Genomic DNA, 17777 nt, shown 5'->3' with positions numbered 1-17777 from the left:
GGCAGGATAAGAAGAGGGAGTTTTGTTTCGCCAACTGCCCGGGCTGCATTAATTTGAGGTCAGGCTAAATGAGCAAAGGATCGACAAGCAGTGACGCCCCGTTTGGGACATTGTTAGGCTACGCGCCCGGCGGCGTGGCGATTTATTCATCGAATTACAGTAGCTTAAATCCGCAAGATTACCCGGATGACGCGACGTTTCGCAGCTACATCGGCAATGAGTATATGGGGCATAAATGGCAGTGCGTCGAGTTTGCACGCCGCTTTCTGTTCCTGACCTACGGGTTTGTCTTTACCGATGTGGGGATGGCATATGAAATCTTCTCCCTGCGTTTCCTGCGTGAAGTGGTCAATGACAATATTTTGCCGCTGCAGGCCTTCGCCAACGGTTCCCGCCGTCCGCCCATCGCCGGTTCGTTACTGATCTGGCAGAAGGGAGGCGAGTTTAAGCACACAGGCCACGTCGCGGTGATCACCCAGCTTGTCGGCAATAAAGTGCGTATCGCCGAGCAGAACGTCATTCACTCGCCGCTGCCGCAGGGCCAGCAGTGGACCCGCGAGCTGACCCTCGAGGTCAACGCCGGCCGGTACACCATCAAAGATACCTTTACCGATACCGAAATTTTAGGCTGGATGATCCAGACCGCCGATACCGAACACAGCCTGCCGCAGCCGGTGCTGCCGGGCGAGGCGATGGCGATCAAAGGCGCGCGGCTGCCGAACAACGGCCAGTTCCGCGGCAAATGGCTGAACGAGAAAGATCCGCTGCAGAAAGCCTACGTGGCGGCCAACGGCCATTTCATCAACCAGGATCCCTACCAGTATTTCACCATCAGCGAAAGCGCCGAACAGGAGCTGATCAAAGCCACTAACGAGCTGCACCTGATGTATCTGCACGCCACCGATAAGGTGATGAAGGATGATAACCTGCTGGCGCTGTTTGATATCCCGAAAATCCTCTGGCCGCGTCTGCGTCTCTCCTGGCAGCGCCGTCGTCATCATATGATCACCGGGCGCATGGATTTCTGCATGGACGAGCGCGGGCTGAAGGTGTACGAGTACAATGCCGACTCCGCCTCCTGCCATACCGAAGGCGGGCTGATCCTCGAGCAGTGGCTGAAGCAGGGCTACTACGGCACCGGCCACAATCCGGCGGAAGGTCTGCTCGATGAGCTGGCGGGGGCGTGGAAACACAGCCGGGCGCGGCCCTTCGTCCACATCATGCAGGACAAGGATCTGGAAGAGAATTACCACGCGAAATTTATCCAGCGTTCGCTGACCCAGGCCGGTTTTGAGAGCAAAATTCTCTTTGGCCTTGATGAGCTGCGCTGGGACGCTGCCGGCCAGCTGATTGACGCTGACGGGCGGCTGGTCAACTGCGTCTGGAAAACCTGGGCATGGGAAACCGCCATTGAGCAGGTGCGCGAAGTCAGCGCCGATGAGTACGCGGCGGTGCCGATTCGTACCGGACATCCGCAGAATGAGGTGCGGCTGATTGACGTCCTGCTGCGTCCTGAAGTATTGGTATTCGAACCCCTGTGGACGGTGATCCCGGGTAACAAAGCGATTCTGCCGGTGCTGTGGTCGCTGTTCCCGCATCATCGCTATCTGCTGGATACCGATTTTGTGGTTAACGACGAGCTGGCGAAAACCGGCTATGCCGTGAAGCCCATTTCCGGACGCTGCGGGAACAATATCGATTTGATCGGTCCTCAGGATGAGGTTCTGGATAAGACCAGCGGCCAGTTTGTCGATCGCAAGAATATCTACCAGCAGCTGTGGTGCCTGCCGAAAGTGGACGGTAAGTACATTCAGGTGTGCACATTTACCGTTGGTGGTAACTACGGCGGTACCTGCCTGCGCGGCGATTCGTCGCTGGTGGTGAAAAAAGAGAGCGATATCGAGCCGTTAATCGTTTTGAAAGACAAAGCATGACGTGCGAAACCCGGGTAGCGGCATACCCCTGTCCGGGTGACAACGTACAGAAAAGGATAGCCCCGGCATGGTCAGCGCCGCCGGGGAACACCTGCAACGAAGCGAAGATAATTAACACAACAACAAGACAGAAAAGGAAAATAGTATGCACGATCGGCGTCTCGCCGCCCGCGCGGGTGAACTCAAGCCCTCCGCCGTCCGCGAACTTCTCAAGCACAGTAAACTGCCCGGCGTGATCTCGCTTGGCGGCGGAATTCCGGCCCCGGAATTGTTTGATACCGAAGGCCTGGAGCTGGCGGTGCAGAAGGTGATGAGCGAACGTTTTCATGACGCATTCCAGTACGGTCTGACGGAGGGCTACCCGCCGCTACGTCAGGCGGTGAGTGAAATCTGTCACTCCCGTGGCGTGACCTGTTCTCCCGCTCAGGTCTATATCACCTCCGGCTCGCAGCAATCGCTGGATATCGTTGCTCGTACGCTGCTCGATCCAGGTGACACTATCGTCGTTGAACGTCCCACCTATCTGGCGGCGCTGCAGGTGTTTCAGCTGGCGCAGGCCAATATTCTCAGTGTCGACACCGATGATGACGGGATGCTGGTGGAGCAACTGGCCGACCTGCTGGAGACCACCCGCGTCAAAGCCGTTTATCTGGTGCCGACGTTCGGCAACCCCGGCGGCAAAACGCTGAGCGAGACGCGTCGTCGTCGCCTGGTTGAGCTGGCGAAAAAATATGACTTCGTCATTCTGGAAGACGATCCCTATGGCGAAATTAGCTTCACTGACGCCGTTCGACGCCCGCTCTATCAGCACGCGGTTGAGCTGGGCTGTGAAGATCAGGTGGTCTACACCTCGACCTTTTCGAAGATCCTCGCGCCGGGGATGCGCATCGGCTGGGTCGTGATGCCGGACTGGCTGGCGCAGCAGACGGTGATCGTCAAGCAGGCGGCGGATCTGCATACCAATATGCTTTCGCAGGTGATCACCGCGGAGTACCTCGGCATGAACCGGCTGGAGAACCAGATCGCGTTGATTCGCGAAGACTACCGCAAGAAGTGTGTGGCGCTGGCCGACGCGCTGGAAAGCCGCCTTGGCGAGCACCTGGAATTCAGCCGCCCGCAGGGGGGCATGTTCCTGTGGGCGCGTTTCCGCTATCCGTTCGATACCATGGAATGGATGAAGAAAACGCTGGAAAACGGCGTAGTCTACGTTCCTGGCGAAGCGTTCTATCACGATAAGCCGGATACCCGTACTCTGCGTCTCTCCTACTCCACGGTGTCTGAGGCCGGGTTGCTGACGGCCGTTGAGCGGCTGGCGGCCTCCCTGTAATGACTCTGCTGTGCGCCGCTTAACGACGGCGCACAGCCCTTCGCGGCGAGAGCGGGAGGAACTGACGTTAGCGTCCAGCGCCAGGGTCAATCTGTCTCGGCGATCCGGTCATCCAGCCAGACCAGCATCAGCGATGCGAGAAAAGCAACCGCAAAGGTGCCAATAAACAACCACATAAATGTCCCTCGCGGGTTAATTATTTTTCTGATTTTACCGGAGAGCGATCGTTTCGGTCGGAGATGGAGATTTTTGTCCCAGCAGAATGGCTGGCGAGAGAGAAAAAGTCATCGGCATCAATATCGAAGTTGAGAATAATTTCCCTGTATTTCCCACCGTTAATCAATGCTTTGGCTTCTTTAATACTACTGGCAATAATGACTGGCATCAGTTTTATCTCATTTTGAAAACTGAGAAGCAAAATAAGAGTTAGTTCGTACCAGATCAACTACTTTTTATAGTATGTCGCAGCAGAAAAAAACGTCATATCGCGGCCCCGCAAGAGCGGGGTGTTTTATGGCGGTCATCTGGCTACCAACAGCACAATCTCATTCGACGCTGAAGATATACTGCGATTTCGCCCCCCATCAGGATGATTTTCCCTGCTGTTTTTCGCGCAATATCTCGCCACAGCGCTGCCGATCTTCGCCCAGTGTTTGCTGCTCCTGCGCGCTGAGCTGGCGCCAGGTGTCCAGCATCCGCTGCCCCAGCGCCGGCAGGTAATGGGTTTTATGCAATGCATAGTCCGAATTTCCCCCTTCGACGATATTTTGCATATCGTGGAGGAACTGGCGGCTGTCGTCATGATCGATCATGCAAAAGACTGCCCGGTAGTAGGCTTCTTCATCTGCGGTGTAATGCGGGGTGAACCACCAGACCAGCAGCGCGATAAGCGCCAAAAGCGGGATAATAAAAGGTAATTTTTTCAACATCAGTTTTTTGGCCGGAGACAATCAGCCGTCAGTGTACCTGCAATGACGGCCTGATGTAAGCGCCGGCCCCGGCGGGCCGGCACAGGCTAGTAGCCGACCGGGTAGATGCGGCCGGTCTGAACGCCTTCAATGCTGCGACGATAGGCCTGCGCCACGGCGGCGGCGGGGACGCTGGCAAAGCCCGGGAAAAAGTCGCCGTAGGCCGCCAGCGACTCGCTGAGCACGGTGGGGCTAATGAGATTGATGCGGATCCCGCGTGGCAGTTCGCAGGCGGCGGCGCGCACAAAGCCTTCCAGACCGGCGTTGACCGTCGTGGCATTGACCCCCTGAGCAATGGGCTCCTGGGCGACAATACCGCTGACCAGAGTAATCGACCCGCCGTCACGCAGGAAATGCTGCCCGATCAGCGCCAGGCGAATTTGCCCCAGCAGCTTGTCCTGCAGCCCGAGGTTGAACTGACGGTCGGTCATGGTGCTTAACGGCCCAAAGTGCAGATTGCCGGTGGTGGAGACAATCGCATCTACTTCGCCCGTTTGGGCAAATAGCGCCTCGACGCTCTCCTGCGAGGTGATATCCACCTGATAATCTCCCCGGGTGCGGCCGACGCGGATAACGTCATGTCTCTGGCTCAGCTCTTCGCTGACCGCGCGACCGATGGTGCCGCTGGCACCGATAACGATAATTTTCATGGCTGTCTCCTGATGAGGTGAGACGCTATTCTTTAATAAAACGAATATCGGATAAACTGGCTAAAAGTTAGAACATTACTAACCAGAGGTTAGCAATATGGATAAGCTGCGAGGGATGGAGACGTTTATTGCCGTGGTGGAGTGCGGCAGCTTTACCGGGGCGGCGTCGCGCCTGGGGCTGTCGGCGGTGATGGTCGGGAAATATATCGCCCAGCTGGAAAGCCAGCTGGCGACGCGTCTGCTGGAGCGTAACACCCGACGCCAGAGCCTCACCGACGCCGGGCGGGTCTATTTTGACGAAGCGAAACGGGTGATGGAGCAGGTCTCCATCGCCGAAAGCGCGGTCGAGCGGCTGCGGCTGGCGCCCGCCGGCACCCTGCGGGTGAGCGCCCCCACCTCGTTTGGCGCCAGCGTGATCGCGCCCCTGACCGCCACCTTCCTGCAGGCCTGGCCTGCGGTCCGGGTGGAGCTGGATCTGACTAACCGGATGGTCGATCTGGTGGATGAGGGGGTCGATCTGGCGATCCGCATTGGCGAGATCCATCAGGAGGATCTGGTGGCCCGCTATCTGGCGCCGTATCGGATGGTGATCTGCGCCGCGCCGGCTTATCTGGCGCGTTACGGAACGCCAGGGACGCCGGAGGATCTCGCCGATCATCTCTGCCTGTCCCATACGGTCTGGACCGCCCGCAACGAGTGGCGGCTGCCGGGTATGGAGGGGGAAGTGCGCTGGAAACGCGATGCGATTTTACGCTGCAATGATGGCTACGCGCTGCGCCAGGCAGCGATCGCCGGGGCCGGGCTGCTGATGCAGCCGGAGGTGCTACTGGCCGATGCGCTGGCCAGCGGCAGCCTGGTGCGGGTGCTGGAGGCCTGGACCCCGCAGCCGAGACCCGTGCATCTGCTCTGGCGCCAGGATCGTCGGCCCCTGCCGAAGCTGACGCAGTTTATTGCCCATCTTCAGCAGGGAATGGCCGACGCGCTGACAATGACCCGCGCGTCGGAATAATCACTCCTCCCGCAGCGCCTGCTGCCAGTCGGCAATCAGATCGTTGGGATCTTCGATCCCCACCGACAGGCGGATCAGCTGGGGCGTGATGCCATTCGCCAGACGTTTCTCCAGCGGGATCGAGGCATGGGTCATGCTGAACGGCTGGCTCACCAGACTCTCCACGCCGCCCAGGCTCTCCGCAAGCGTAAACCAGCGCAGCTTGCTGATAATGCGCTCGGCGTAACCTTCATCGCCCTTCACCACCACCGAAATCATGCCGCCGGGCAGCGCCATTTGCTGGCGCGCCAGCTGATGATGCGGGTGCGAGGCCAGCCAGGGGAACCAGACTCGCTCCACTTCCGGCTGCTGTTCCAGCCATTCGGCGAGCTGCAGCGCGTTCGCGCTGTGGCGCTCCATCCGCAGCGCCAGGGTACGGATACCACGTAGCGTCAGGAAGCTGCTGAACGGGTCGAGTACACCGCCTACCGCATTCTGCAGATAGCCAAGCTTTTCCGCGAGCTCGGAGTTATCGCCAACCACCGCCAGGCCGGCGACGACATCGGAATGGCCGTTGAGGTATTTGGTCGCGGAGTGCACCACAATATCAAATCCATGCTCCAGCGGGCGATGGATCGCCGGCGAGGCGAAGGTGTTATCGGCGACGCTGATCAGGTTATGGCGTCGCGCGATGGCGGCGATGGCGCTGAGATCCGCCAGCTTCAGCAGCGGGTTGGTGGGCGTTTCCACCCAGATCATGCGCGTATCGGGGCGGATCGCCGCTTCAATCCCCTTCAGGTCGTCGGGTTTCACCCAGCTCACCTGCAGACCAGCGCTACGGCGGCGAACGTTTTCCAGCAGGCGATAAGTGCCGCCATACACATCATCGACCGCCACCAGGTGACTGTCCTTATCCAGCAGCTCCAGCACGGTGGAGATGGCGGCCAGCCCGGAGGCGAACGCATAGCCGCGCGTGCCGTTTTCCAGGTCGGCGATCGCCGTCTCCAGCGCGTGGCGGGTAGGGTTCCCGCTGCGGGAATATTCATAGCCGGTATGCTGCCCCGGCGCCGGCTGAGCAAAAGTGGAGGTGGCGTAAATCGGCGGCATCACTGCGCCGTGGCTGTCGGTGAAGGTTCCGCTATGTACGCTCAGGGTGTGGATAGATGACATAAAAAAATTCCTTATTGTGCGACTCGGTTACGCCAGGCGGTTAGTACATCGCTGCGGGTGACCAGGCCAAGAAAACGCGCGTTGTCAGCGATCACCGCCACCAGACCGCGATCGAGAATAGCCTGCAGTTCGCTCTCTGGCGCACGCTTATCGAGAGTTTCAACATGGCGGCTCATCGCTTCGCTGACCGGCAGGGAGAAGCGTTGGCGATCGCCCTGTACGTGGCGGATCAAATCCCACTCATCGACAATGCCGACCACGTGGCCATCCTCCAGCACCGGCAGCTGGGAGATGTCATACAGCCGCATGCGGGTAAAGACTGCGGCCAGGGTGTCGTCCGGCGCGGCCGTGACGGTGGCGCCTTCGTCATGGCGCAGGGCGATAAAATCACTGAGATCGCCCTGTTCGGGCCGGGCGATCAGTCCTTGCTGGCGCATCCAGTCATCGTTGAACATTTTGGACAGGTATTTATTGCCGCTATCACAGGCGAAGGTCACCACCCGTTTCGGACGGCTTTGTGCCCGGCAGTAGCGCAGGGCGGCGCTGAGCAAGGTGCCGGTGGAAGAGCCGGCCAGCACGCCCTCGACCTGCAGCAGCTGGCGCGCAGTCTGGAACGCTTCGCGGTCGCTGACGCGATACGCGGTATGTACCCCCTCCAGCCTGGCCAGCGGCGGGATAAAATCTTCGCCGATCCCTTCGACCAGCCAGGATCCCGTTTCGCCGTAGCGTCCGGTATCGACCTGATCGGCAAGGATCGAACCCGCCGGATCGGCGAGAATAAATTCCGTTTTCGGCGAGTGTTCAGCAAACCAGGCCTGAAGCCCGCCCAGCGTACCGCCGGAGCCGACGCCGACGACGACGGCGTCGATATCGCCCTCCAGCTGCTGATAAAGCTCCGGCGCAGTGGAGGTGGCATGGGCCAGCGGATTGGCGTCGTTATTAAACTGGTCGATATAAAAGGCGCCCGGCGTTTCATCGGCAAGGCGGCGGGCATAATCCTGATAATAGGCCGGATGGCCTTTATTGACGTCGGAACGGGTGAGCAGCACCGTCGCGCCCAGCGCCCGCAGGTGAAAGATTTTCTCGCGGCTCATTTTGTCCGGCACCACCAGGATCAGCCGGTAATTTTTCTGCGCCGCGATCAGGGCCAGGCCGAGGCCGGTGTTGCCGGCGGTGGCTTCGATTATCGTTCCTCCGGGCGCCAGTTTTCCCTGGCGCTCGGCTTCATTAATCATCGACAGCGCAACGCGATCTTTAATTGACCCGCCGGGATTCTGATTTTCCAGTTTTAAAAACAGACTGCAGGGGCCGGTATCCAGTTTGTGCAACTGGAGCAGGGGAGTATGACCGATCAGGTCGCTCACGGAATGAAACAGTGACATAACCATTTACCCACTCGTTTAAGATATTTTTGCATGGTAGAGCTGTGAAAACGGTAATTTAAAGAACATTTATCTGCCTGTTAGCGTCAAATGGAATATAAGATGCTATTTGGCCATCTGGAGGGAAAGCAGGGTAGCCACCTGGGCGGATCGATTGCCAGAAAAGGGCGTTTTTAGCCGCTTTTTGCGACAAAATGGCCATTTTAATCAGCGTGTTATCTGATATCTGAAAATGTATTTTCGAAAAGATTCTATGGGGAATAGGTCTTAATGGCACAGAGGATACGGCGTGGTAGAAACCCATAGACACCGATGCAGGGTGTAGAAAAGAGAAAACCCGTCTTTTTGGCGATCACTATTGTCTGTGCGCGATCGTCTTAAGTGCATGACCACTTGGATTTCTGTCAGTACTTCTTGTGCTATAGAGTGTTAAGTGGTGAGGGTATTTTGGGTTTTAAATCATAAAGATGACATTATTTGCATAGGCAATAAATGGGTTTAAGTCTTCGTGAGATTTCATCTGAGTTCTGTATTTCGTAATGACATTAGCGTTACATTGATTGTATAATTACTGTCCAGCCATCGACTAAAGGATAGAACTATGCCAGCCGCAAACAGCATGTCCATAAAACGCGAAACGTTAAATCTGCGCATTAAACCTGCCGAACGCGATCTTATTGATCGGGCGGCGAAAGCCAGAGGGAAAAACCGCACCGACTTTGTGCTGGAGGCCGCCCGCGCTGCCGCTGAGGAAGCGCTGATTGAGCAACGCATCATTATGGCCGATCCGCAGGCTTATCAGGAATTTCTCGCTCGTCTGGATCAGGCTCCTGCACCTAATGCCGCACTGCGTAAAACTATGCAGACCCCTGCGCCGTGGGAGCCGCAAAAATGATCTCCGCACCAGAACCGCTTCATGCCGGGCATATTCTTACCCCGTTTTGCTGCGGTATAGATTCCATGGATCACTGGCTGAAACAGCGGGCGATGAAAAATCAGGTTACTGGCGCATCCCGTACCTTTGTCTGCTGCGACGACGGGAAGGTGATGGCATACTACTCATTGGCTTCCAGCGCTGTGACGACAAATACTGCGCCTGGCCGTTTTCGCCGCAATATGCCTGATCCGATCCCGGTTGTGGTGCTGGGTCGTCTGGCGGTGGATAAATCACTACATGGGAAAGGTGTCGGGCGGGCGCTGGTACGTGATGCCGGGCTGCGTGTGATTCAGGTGGCGGAGACTATCGGCATTCGTGGAATGTTGGTTCACGCCCTGTCGGACGAGGCGCGGGAATTTTACCTGCGGGTGGGGTTTGAGCCGTCGCCGATGGATCCGATGATGTTGATGGTGACGTTGAGGGATTTGGTTCATGCCTGATGGGTATTATTTATAATTACAAGAGAATCTGAAGTGTTTGTTAAACCCGTAGCGATTCAGTCCCACATGTATCGTCGGTCAGATTATCAACCTGGGACCACGGTCCCATCTGCTCATTTTAGTACTATTTAGTCTGTGACTATGGTCCCAACTGACGGTCAGAAGGCTTCCAACTGTATGTCAAATTTATGCATAACAGTCTGAACCAAGTAATGCAGATTTGTCGTACCGTGACTGGCTATCAAGCTCTTTGAACGCGAATAGACGTGGATGCAGATCTAAGTAATAAGCTTCCCGCTGTAGCTGGGAAAATCCGACAAAGGATGTTCTATATGGACTCACAGGATGTATTGTATATCGTCCGATGTTACGGCGTCGTCAAGCGGTCCTTTACCGCTCCAGGTCACCAATTAGCATATGGAAGCTTAAAGGTCGCCGATGGCGAACTAGATAAGGTTGCCTGCAAAATTCACCGCACAGGTAAAAACAGCCCAGTTAGTCACGACAAGCCATAAAATTAAAATGAATTGACGACGCCGTGCAAATCACATTTTATCGCCGCTATGAACGCTGTGTTCCGGAAACGGCAAAACGGGGAGGGGATGAATAAACCTGCATGTTCTAAGTAATAATTTGTTGCTATGTTGAACGCGAAGGATGATAATTGCTAACAGGAAGCTAATATTACTAAAGGGAAATTTAGATGCCTTCAATTCTCGCAAGGTTGTCAGTTTGTATTATTCTGTCATTGTTTATGGTTTCTTGTTCGGGAAGTTTTGATAAAACTATTGATTATCAAGACGCTAAACAGATGCCCGGCTATGGGTATATAGTCATGGATTTCAGACTGGCAAATGAAATGGCGTATGGCAATGGCTATATTCCAGGAAAAACAAACTATACAATTTCTTATAAAAATAAAGGTGATATTTTTTTTGTTGATATTCAGCATGCTGATTTTCGTAATAGAATATTAAAGGCATACATACCATATATGAAAGGCTATACCTTAATAGGTATAGGGAGAAGTTATTGGTATCCTTTTTTTAGATGTGATAAATGTGACAATGAGCCACAGTTAAAATTTTTATATATAAACATTGTAAAATCTGTGGATGAAGCATGGTGTAGTGAAACAACTTATAAAAATTTACGATCATTTAATGCAATGGACGGTTGCTCCCAAATGGTAGGTGTAGAAGAATCTAGAAAAGTTACAGGAGATGTTCTTATCACCCCAGAATTAAAATCTGATTTCCAGGGGATGTTCACCCCTTATCTGAAGCCAGGACGTTAATCACGAGGCTCTTAAGTTGATCTCCTCCCAGGAAAGAGTGACAGGATAAACTGAAGTCTACGGTTTTTCTTCCATCTCACAGAGAGGCATATCGCCATGAAAAAGACCCGTTATACCGAAGAACAGATTGCATTTGCACTGAAGCAGGCCGAAACCGGCATCTGTGTCGGGGAAGTCTGCCGAAAGATGGGCATTTCTGAAGCCATTTTTATAATTAGAAGAGAAATTCGCTGCTCTGGGCGTAACTGAACTTGAATTGCGTCGTCTGCGGCAACTGGAGGATGAAAATCAGCGGCTGAAAAAGCTTGTGGCTATAAGACCTACCGGGGCGGAGTCAGCTCACCCTCAGTTGTACCCTCGCAATGGACATGATGCGGGTTGAAGTTGATTGAGTTGGGTCGAGTTAAGGGATTGAAGAGATGTTGATTACTGCGGGCTTGGAATGCAAAAACGGACCTCCGTGGAGGTCCGTTGCTATGAATTTGGTGCCCGGACTCGGACTAACGCCGCAGGCGTTGAACAGCGCGCTTGTCGCGCTGGCCCCGAAGGGGTGAGCCGCTGTGCGGCGAATAATCGAACGCAGTTCGATGGAGAGTCCGGTCGTAGAAAAGCAAAAACCCGCCTTTTGGGCGGGTTCTTTAAATAGTGGTGCCCGGACTCGGAATCGAACCAAGGACACGGGGATTTTCAATCCCCTGCTCTACCGACTGAGCTATCCGGGCAACGGGGCGCATTAAACCGTAATCGCCGCGCCTCGTCAACGAAATTTATCTGTTTTGCAGCAGACTGAACAATCTATCACCACATTGCGCTAAAAGCACGCGTCTTCAGGCAAAAAACAGCGTCCAGGCCGCTGAAATTGGCATCGCCAGCACCAGCGCAGGCAGCATATTCACCACGGCAAACATTTTTATCCCGCAGATGCGCAGCCCGGTGGCCACCAGCAGCATACCGCCGACGGCGCTGAAATCCGCCAGCATCATCGGCGTGGTAAGCGGCATAATGATCGCCGCGCAGGCTGCAAGAGTCAGCTGGATGAGCAGCATCGGCACACTGATAGCGGCGACGGCAATGCCCAGGGTGCAGGCGAAAATGGTGGCGGTGAAAAAGTCGAGAAACGCTTTGGCAATCAGAATGCTGGCGTCGCCAGTCATCCCTTCGCGCATGGCGCCGAAGACGCCGGTGCCGCTGGCGCAGAACAGGACGATAATCGCCACATAGCTCTGAATATAAGACTCATGAGCCGAAGCCTTTTTCTTGCCTTTCGCTGACATCAACTGCTGGAGTTTACTGACCAGCGTATTGATGCCTTTTTCCATATTGCATATTTCGCCGAGCAGCGTCCCCACCAGGGTCGACAGCACCATCACTGGCAGATTGGCGCACTTAATGACCAGTAAAATGCCGATGCCTAATGACGCCAGGCCAAAAATTGAGGTCATTGATGTGCGGATCCGTTCCGGCAACCGTTGACTGAGCAAGGCACCCAGCACACCGCCGACCAGCACCGCGCTGGCGTTAATAAAAGGTCCTGTAACCACGCTGACTCCTGTTAAATATCCCTGATAACCGCATTATTATGACGTTAACCCGCCGTGAAAGCTTGTGTATCCGTGATATAAGTGCATACGGTTTTCATCTTGCGCCTGTTCGGGAAAGGTGCCATGATTGCGCGAATTTTCTCCTCCCTGATATGAGGCTGCCGATGACGACACTGCCATTATCTCGCCAGCGACGTCGCGCACAGATGCGCGGGCTGCCTCATCTTGCTACGCTTACTCCTCTGTTCACCATGCGGTGAAGGACACGTATGCTCACTGTAGGGCAACAGTAAGATCGGACGCGTCTGCTTTTACTGATGTCCGGCGGTCGGAGCTGAAATCCGTCAGACCCGGACACATCGTTGGGCAAGGTTTCCTTGTCTGAGATTTTTACACTCCCGATACGGGCATTTGCGCTTATGAAATCCATGCACATTGCCGCCAGCTGCGAGCTGGTCACCCGCTTGTCCACCCACCGTCGCGTTGTGGCGCTGGACAGTACCGATTTTACCGATGTGGCGGCAGTCGTCATCACCGCGGCGGACAGTCGCAGCGGCATCCTTGCTCTCCTCAGACGCAGCGGATTTAATCTGCCGGTCTACCTGCTGAGTGAGACGGCGGTCGAGAGGCCAGAGGGGGTGCAGGCGGTGATCGCCGGTAAAGATCAGGAGTGGCTGGAGCTGGAGGCGGCGGCCTGTGATTATGAAGCGCGTCTGCTGCCGCCGTTTTTCAATACTCTGACCCAGTACGTCGAGATGGATAACAGCACTTTTGCCTGTCCGGGGCATCAGCACGGGGCGTTTTTCAAAAAGCACCCTGCAGGCCGTCAGTTCTATGACTTTTTTGGCGAAAATGTCTTTCGCGCCGACATGTGCAACGCCGACGTGAAATTAGGCGATCTGCTGATCCACGAAGGGTCGGCCAAGCACGCGCAGAAGTTCGCTGCGAAAGTGTTCAATGCGGATAAAACCTACTTCGTCCTCAACGGCACCTCGGCGGCCAACAAAGTCGTGACCAATGCGCTGTTGACCCGCGGCGATCTGGTGCTGTTCGATCGTAACAACCACAAGTCAAACCATCACGGGGCGCTGATTCAGGCGGGGGCGACGCCGGTCTATCTTGAAGCCGCGCGCAATCCGTTCGGTTTTATCGGCGGCATTGACGAGCGCTGCTTTGATGAGCATTACCTGCGGGATCTCATCCGCGAAGCGGCGCCTGAGAAAGCCAATGCCTCCCGCCCGTTTCGTCTGGCGGTGATCCAGTTGGGGACCTACGACGGCACGGTCTATAACGCCCGCCAGGTGGTGGATAAAATAGGCCACCTCTGCGATTACATCCTGTTCGACTCGGCGTGGGTGGGCTATGAGCAGTTTATCCCGATGATGGCCGACTGCTCGCCGCTGCTGCTGGAGCTGACCCCGGACGATCCGGGTATTTTTGTCACCCAGTCCGTGCACAAGCAGCAGGCCGGCTTCTCACAGACGTCGCAGATCCATAAAAAGGATAACCATCTGCGCGGCCAGGCGCGTTTCTGTCCGCACAAGCGGCTGAATAACGCCTTTATGCTGCATGCCTCCACCAGCCCGTTCTATCCGCTGTTTGCCGCGCTGGACGTCAACGCCAAAATTCATGAAGGTGAGAGCGGCCGCCGCCTGTGGGCCGAGTGTGTGGCGCTGGGCATTGAGGCGCGGAAAGCGATCATCGCTAACTGCAAGATGATCCAGCCCTTTATTCCGCCAGTGGTGGCGGGGCGTCCATGGCAGGATCACCCGACCGAGGCGATCGCCCGGGAGCGCCGCTTCTTCAGCTTCGAACCCGACGCGCGCTGGCATGGTTTTGAGGGCTATGCGGACGACCAGTATTTTGTCGACCCATGCAAGCTGTTGCTGACCACCCCGGGCATTGACGCTGAAAGTGGGGAGTACAGTGAGTTTGGCATCCCGGCAACCATTCTGGCGCATTATCTGCGTGAAAACGGCATCGTGCCGGAGAAGTGCGATCTCAACTCGATTCTGTTCCTGCTGACGCCGGCGGAGAGCGCCGAAAAAATGGCGCAGCTGGTGGCGATGCTGGGACAGTTCGAACAGCATATTGAATCGGATACGCCGCTGGCCGACGTGCTGCCGACCATCTACAACAAGTATCCGGTGCGCTATCGCGATTATACCCTCCGCGAACTGTGCCAGGAGATGCACGATCTGTACGTCAGCTTTGATGTGAAGAGCCTGCAAAAGGAGATGTTCCGTAAACGGAGCTTCCCGCGCGTGGTGATGAATCCGCAGGATGCTAACCGCGAATTTATCCGCGGCAACGTGGAGCTGGTGCGTCTGAGCGAGGCGGAAGGCCGCGTTGCGGCAGAGGGGGCGCTGCCCTATCCGCCAGGGGTATTATGCGTGGTGCCCGGTGAGATCTGGGGCGGGGCGGTACTGCGCTATTTCCTCGCGCTGGAGGAGGGAGTCAATATGCTGCCGGGCTTCTCACCGGAGCTGCAGGGGGTTTACAGCGAGACGGATCCGGATGGCATTAAGCGGCTGTATGGCTACGTGCTGAAGGGATAAAAAAACGCCCCGCTGAACAGGCGGGGCGTTTTGCTTTTGACGATCACGCGCTCTGCTGGGCGGCGGTCGGTTGTCTGACGTGTTTGTATTTGAACAGCGCCACGAAGGCAAAGGCCAGCACCAGCGAATAACCGGCGAAAATCAGCCACACGCTTTGCCAGTCAGTGATCCCCTCGACGGTAAAGTGCTCAACCACTTTGCCGCTCACCATCCCGCCAAGAATACAGCCGAAGCCGTTGGTCATCATCAGGAACATCCCCTGGGCGCTGGCGCGGATTTCCGGACGAACCTCTTTCTCAACGAACACCGAACCGGAGATGTTGAAGAAGTCGAAGGCGCAGCCGTAGACGATCATCGACAGCACCAGTAGTACAGTGCCGAACGGTGTCGGGTCGCCAAAGGCGAACAGGCCGAAGCGCAGCATCCACGCCACGATACTAATCAGCATCACGTTCTTAATGCCGTAGCGGCTAAGGAAGAACGGGATGGTCAAGATAAACAGCGTTTCGGAGATCTGCGAAATCGACATCAGCACTGACGCGTGCTCGACGATAAAGCTGCCGGCAAACAGCGGATCTTTATCGAAGCTATGCAGGAAGGTGTTGCCGAACATATTGGTGATTTGCAGTTCGGCACCGAGCATCATCGAGAAGATAAAGAAGATAGCCATGCGCTTGTTTTTAAACAGCGCAAAGGCGTTAAGCCCCAGCATCTCCGTCCAGCTTTGATTGCGCTGGGCGTTGGCGACCGGAATATGCGGCAGCGTCAGGGTGAACAGCGCCAGCAAGACCGACAGCGTCGCGCCAATGTACAACTGCATATGGCTCAGTTCGAAGCCCGAGAAGCTGACGCCCCACATGGCGAGGATAAAGCCGATGGTGCCCCAGATACGAATTGGCGGGAAATCGGTGACGATATCCAGCCCCGCCGACTGCAGGCGATAGTAAGAGATGGTGTTAATCAGCCCCAGCGTCGGCATATAGGCCAGCGAGTTGAGGAGGATCACAAGGAACATCTCGCCCGGCGTGGTGACCTGCGCCGCCAGATACAGCGTTAACGCGCCGACCAGGTGGCAGATGGCGTATACCCATTTGGCGCTGATCCATTTATCGGCGACGATGCCGAGCAGCGTTGGCATCAGGACGGCGGCGATGCCGAGCGAGCTATACACTGCGCCGATTGCTGCGCCGTCAAACTTCAGCGTGACAAACATGTACGAGCCGAGCGTGGTCAGCCAGCTCCCCCAAAGGCAGAACTGCAGGAACGACAGTATTTTTAGCTGCAGCTTAAGATTCATGTATTTATCCTCACGAATGTGGGCTTGTTATGTTTATTAAATAACATAACCACCGTTATTTTGATGCGATTCTATCATTCAGGGGTGAGAAGCTTCTGTTAACTGCCGCAGAAAATCGAAAAGATATTACGAAGTATGTCCTATAAAAAAGAGAGGCCCAGTGCGATGTCCGGGCCTGTAAGAGAGGGGGGGTTATTTGCGGCGATAGCTTTTCTGCGCAGTGTTAACTTTATACAGATACCGGCGCGATTCGGCCGACGGATGGCGGGTGGTGAGCGTCTGGTAGACGTCGCCTGGCGCCATGCTGTTAATGATGTTCGCCGCCTGGACTTTATCGCTGGAGAACACGCGCAGTACGCTGCCGGCGCCGCCGTTATAGGCGGTGATCACCGCGTAGCGACGCGAGGTGGGGTTATCGATGCCGGCGAGATAAACATTGTTCAGCATCGCCAGATAAGCGGTGCCGGTATCGATGTTATTCGCCGGGTCAAACAGATAGCTGCGGCTCGGCAGGCCGGATTTGCCCTGCGAACGGAAGACGTCTTTCCCCGCGCTGTGCTGGACGACCTGCATCAGCCCCATGGCATCCGCGTGGCTCACCGCATAGGGGTTAAACGATGATTCTGTTTGCATAATCGCAAGGATCAGCGACTCATCAACGCCGTATTTACGCGAGGCCTGGCGCACCATGCCGAGGTATTTATGCGCACGTTTGTCGAGGTGGTTTGGTACCAGGTTGATGGTGATGCTGTAGATCACGCGCAGGCCATTGTTGCGGCTCTTGAGGCGGGTTTGCAGCAAATAATCGGCGTAGCGCGCGGCGCGCCACTCCCAGCGAATCGACGCGCCGGTGTTATCCACCACCTGACCATAGAGGAACGGCTCTTTGGAGATCTGAATATCATCGACGTCGGAATAGAGGTCAATGGAGTTGGGGTCATCGCCCATCAGCAGCGTTTTGATGATCGCCTGGCGCAGTCGTCCGCGCGGATCGGTGCCCGCGATGGTCTCGACGGTGATCGTCCCGGCATCAAAGTTGATGTGGCTGCGGGTTTGATATTGATCGGTATATTTAACGTAGTCCTTCGGCCCGGCGAGCAGGACTTCGTTATACCCCCAAATGTTCTCGATGTTATGGGCAAACTGGCCCATCAGGATATCGAATCCGTTCGTGTCCTTGACCCAGGCCTCGTTGTATTCGGTGCCTTTTTTATTGGAGCTGGAACACGAAACGAGCAACGGCGCAATCAGCGCGAGCGCTAAGTATTTTTTCATCATTCCGGGCGTG

15 protein-coding genes, 1 tRNA gene and 1 pseudogene are annotated in these 17777 nt (G+C 55.7%); 8 read left to right on the top strand and 9 right to left on the bottom strand.

Features of this window, described 5'->3' with window-relative positions; translation table 11 throughout:
• Positions 1 to 68: 68 nt before the first annotated feature.
• Together gss and SPE70_RS22485 are read left to right on the top strand one after the other, a co-directional pair.
• The gene (gss, locus tag SPE70_RS22490) at positions 69 to 1934 is read left to right on the top strand and encodes a bifunctional glutathionylspermidine amidase/synthase (protein WP_008806494.1); all 1866 of its coding nucleotides are present in this window, start codon (positions 69 to 71) and stop codon (positions 1932 to 1934) included.
• Between the two features lie 145 nt (positions 1935 to 2079).
• Entirely contained in the window at positions 2080 to 3261 is a 1182-nt protein-coding gene (locus SPE70_RS22485; protein WP_008806493.1) for an aminotransferase-like domain-containing protein, read from the top strand.
• 196 nt (positions 3262 to 3457) lie between these two features.
• Here SPE70_RS22485 and SPE70_RS22480 read toward each other — a convergent pair whose 3' ends face one another.
• The 3 genes from SPE70_RS22480 to SPE70_RS22470 all read right to left on the bottom strand — a co-directional run bounded on the left by SPE70_RS22480 (position 3458) and on the right by SPE70_RS22470 (position 4879).
• Entirely contained in the window at positions 3458 to 3646 is a 189-nt protein-coding gene (locus tag SPE70_RS22480; RefSeq protein ID WP_016161836.1) for a hypothetical protein, read from the bottom strand.
• Between the two features lie 199 nt (positions 3647 to 3845).
• Positions 3846 to 4190 carry a hypothetical protein gene (locus tag SPE70_RS22475; protein ID WP_012540552.1) on the bottom strand — a complete coding sequence of 115 codons (345 nt, stop codon included), beginning with the start codon at positions 4188 to 4190 and terminating at the stop codon, positions 3846 to 3848.
• Between the two features lie 86 nt (positions 4191 to 4276).
• Positions 4277 to 4879 carry a short chain dehydrogenase gene (locus tag SPE70_RS22470; RefSeq protein WP_008806490.1) on the bottom strand — a complete coding sequence of 201 codons (603 nt, stop codon included), beginning with the start codon at positions 4877 to 4879 and terminating at the stop codon, positions 4277 to 4279.
• 97 nt (positions 4880 to 4976) lie between these two features.
• On the opposite strand from SPE70_RS22470, the gene SPE70_RS22465 reads away from it, so the two are divergent.
• The gene (locus SPE70_RS22465; RefSeq protein ID WP_008806489.1) at positions 4977 to 5888 is read left to right on the top strand and encodes a LysR family transcriptional regulator; all 912 of its coding nucleotides are present in this window, start codon (positions 4977 to 4979) and stop codon (positions 5886 to 5888) included.
• Here the strand turns inward: SPE70_RS22465 and SPE70_RS22460 are convergent, their stop codons facing one another.
• Complete coding sequence (locus SPE70_RS22460) at positions 5889 to 7037, bottom strand: trans-sulfuration enzyme family protein (protein WP_008806488.1); 1149 nt, start codon at positions 7035 to 7037, stop codon at positions 5889 to 5891.
• A gap of 11 nt (positions 7038 to 7048) precedes the next feature.
• The gene (locus tag SPE70_RS22455) at positions 7049 to 8425 is read right to left on the bottom strand and encodes a pyridoxal-phosphate dependent enzyme (protein WP_016161835.1); all 1377 of its coding nucleotides are present in this window, start codon (positions 8423 to 8425) and stop codon (positions 7049 to 7051) included.
• Between the two features lie 595 nt (positions 8426 to 9020).
• On the opposite strand from SPE70_RS22455, the gene SPE70_RS22450 reads away from it, so the two are divergent.
• The 4 genes and pseudogenes from SPE70_RS22450 to SPE70_RS22435 form a co-directional block, all read left to right on the top strand.
• Entirely contained in the window at positions 9021 to 9314 is a 294-nt protein-coding gene (locus SPE70_RS22450) for a type II toxin-antitoxin system TacA family antitoxin (protein ID WP_046881921.1), read from the top strand.
• Positions 9311 to 9796, top strand: coding sequence for a GNAT family N-acetyltransferase (locus SPE70_RS22445; protein WP_064170005.1), 486 nt, complete (start codon positions 9311 to 9313; stop codon positions 9794 to 9796). The genes SPE70_RS22450 and SPE70_RS22445 overlap by 4 nt, the downstream gene beginning before the upstream one ends.
• A 703-nt stretch (positions 9797 to 10499) precedes the next feature.
• Positions 10500 to 11093, top strand: a complete 594-nt coding sequence (locus tag SPE70_RS22440) for a hypothetical protein (protein WP_004188553.1) — start codon at positions 10500 to 10502, stop codon at positions 11091 to 11093.
• Positions 11094 to 11189: 96 nt separating this feature from the next.
• A pseudogene (locus SPE70_RS22435) lies at positions 11190 to 11406 on the top strand (transposase); the annotation flags it as partial.
• Positions 11407 to 11739: 333 nt separating this feature from the next.
• Here SPE70_RS22435 and SPE70_RS22430 read toward each other — a convergent pair.
• Both SPE70_RS22430 and SPE70_RS22425 read right to left on the bottom strand, forming a co-directional pair.
• Positions 11740 to 11815 (bottom strand) — tRNA-Phe (locus tag SPE70_RS22430).
• A 105-nt stretch (positions 11816 to 11920) separates the two neighbouring features.
• Positions 11921 to 12634: a DUF554 domain-containing protein gene (locus SPE70_RS22425; RefSeq protein ID WP_008806478.1), complete on the bottom strand. Its 714-nt coding sequence runs from the start codon at positions 12632 to 12634 to the stop codon at positions 11921 to 11923.
• A gap of 419 nt (positions 12635 to 13053) precedes the next feature.
• On the opposite strand from SPE70_RS22425, the gene SPE70_RS22420 reads away from it, so the two are divergent.
• Positions 13054 to 15192: an ornithine decarboxylase gene (locus SPE70_RS22420; RefSeq protein WP_008806477.1), complete on the top strand. Its 2139-nt coding sequence runs from the start codon at positions 13054 to 13056 to the stop codon at positions 15190 to 15192.
• A 43-nt stretch (positions 15193 to 15235) separates the two neighbouring features.
• Here the strand turns inward: SPE70_RS22420 and SPE70_RS22415 are convergent, their stop codons facing one another.
• Positions 15236 to 16489: a nucleoside permease gene (locus SPE70_RS22415; protein ID WP_008806476.1), complete on the bottom strand. Its 1254-nt coding sequence runs from the start codon at positions 16487 to 16489 to the stop codon at positions 15236 to 15238.
• Between the two features lie 192 nt (positions 16490 to 16681).
• The gene (gene mltC / locus SPE70_RS22410) at positions 16682 to 17764 is read right to left on the bottom strand and encodes a membrane-bound lytic murein transglycosylase MltC (RefSeq protein WP_012540557.1); all 1083 of its coding nucleotides are present in this window, start codon (positions 17762 to 17764) and stop codon (positions 16682 to 16684) included.
• Positions 17765 to 17777: the final 13 nt, after the last annotated feature.

The organism is Klebsiella sp. ZJOU C1, from assembly GCF_035620215.1.
GTDB classification, from domain to species: Bacteria; Pseudomonadota; Gammaproteobacteria; order Enterobacterales; family Enterobacteriaceae; genus Klebsiella; species Klebsiella variicola.
The sequence above is the reverse complement of the archived record's forward strand: the minus strand, read 5'-3'. Positions and strand labels throughout refer to the sequence as shown.

Bases quoted from the DNA above. Each gene is read 5' to 3' on its own strand.
- SPE70_RS22470 (WP_008806490.1), bottom strand. From the start codon at position 4,879: ATGAAAATTATCGTTATCGGTGCCAGCGGCACCATCGGTCGCGCGGTC.
- SPE70_RS22475 (WP_012540552.1), bottom strand. From the start codon at position 4,190: ATGTTGAAAAAATTACCTTTTATTATCCCGCTTTTGGCGCTTATCGCG.
- SPE70_RS22460 (WP_008806488.1), bottom strand. From the start codon at position 7,037: ATGTCATCTATCCACACCCTGAGCGTACATAGCGGAACCTTCACCGAC.
- SPE70_RS22450 (WP_046881921.1), top strand. From the start codon at position 9,021: ATGCCAGCCGCAAACAGCATGTCCATAAAACGCGAAACGTTAAATCTG.
- SPE70_RS22445 (WP_064170005.1), top strand. From the start codon at position 9,311: ATGATCTCCGCACCAGAACCGCTTCATGCCGGGCATATTCTTACCCCG.
- gss (WP_008806494.1), top strand. From the start codon at position 69: ATGAGCAAAGGATCGACAAGCAGTGACGCCCCGTTTGGGACATTGTTA.
- mltC (WP_012540557.1), bottom strand. From the start codon at position 17,764: ATGAAAAAATACTTAGCGCTCGCGCTGATTGCGCCGTTGCTCGTTTCG.
- SPE70_RS22465 (WP_008806489.1), top strand. From the start codon at position 4,977: ATGGATAAGCTGCGAGGGATGGAGACGTTTATTGCCGTGGTGGAGTGC.
- SPE70_RS22455 (WP_016161835.1), bottom strand. From the start codon at position 8,425: ATGGTTATGTCACTGTTTCATTCCGTGAGCGACCTGATCGGTCATACT.
- SPE70_RS22480 (WP_016161836.1), bottom strand. From the start codon at position 3,646: ATGCCAGTCATTATTGCCAGTAGTATTAAAGAAGCCAAAGCATTGATT.
- SPE70_RS22415 (WP_008806476.1), bottom strand. From the start codon at position 16,489: ATGAATCTTAAGCTGCAGCTAAAAATACTGTCGTTCCTGCAGTTCTGC.
- SPE70_RS22440 (WP_004188553.1), top strand. From the start codon at position 10,500: ATGCCTTCAATTCTCGCAAGGTTGTCAGTTTGTATTATTCTGTCATTG.
- SPE70_RS22485 (WP_008806493.1), top strand. From the start codon at position 2,080: ATGCACGATCGGCGTCTCGCCGCCCGCGCGGGTGAACTCAAGCCCTCC.
- SPE70_RS22420 (WP_008806477.1), top strand. From the start codon at position 13,054: ATGAAATCCATGCACATTGCCGCCAGCTGCGAGCTGGTCACCCGCTTG.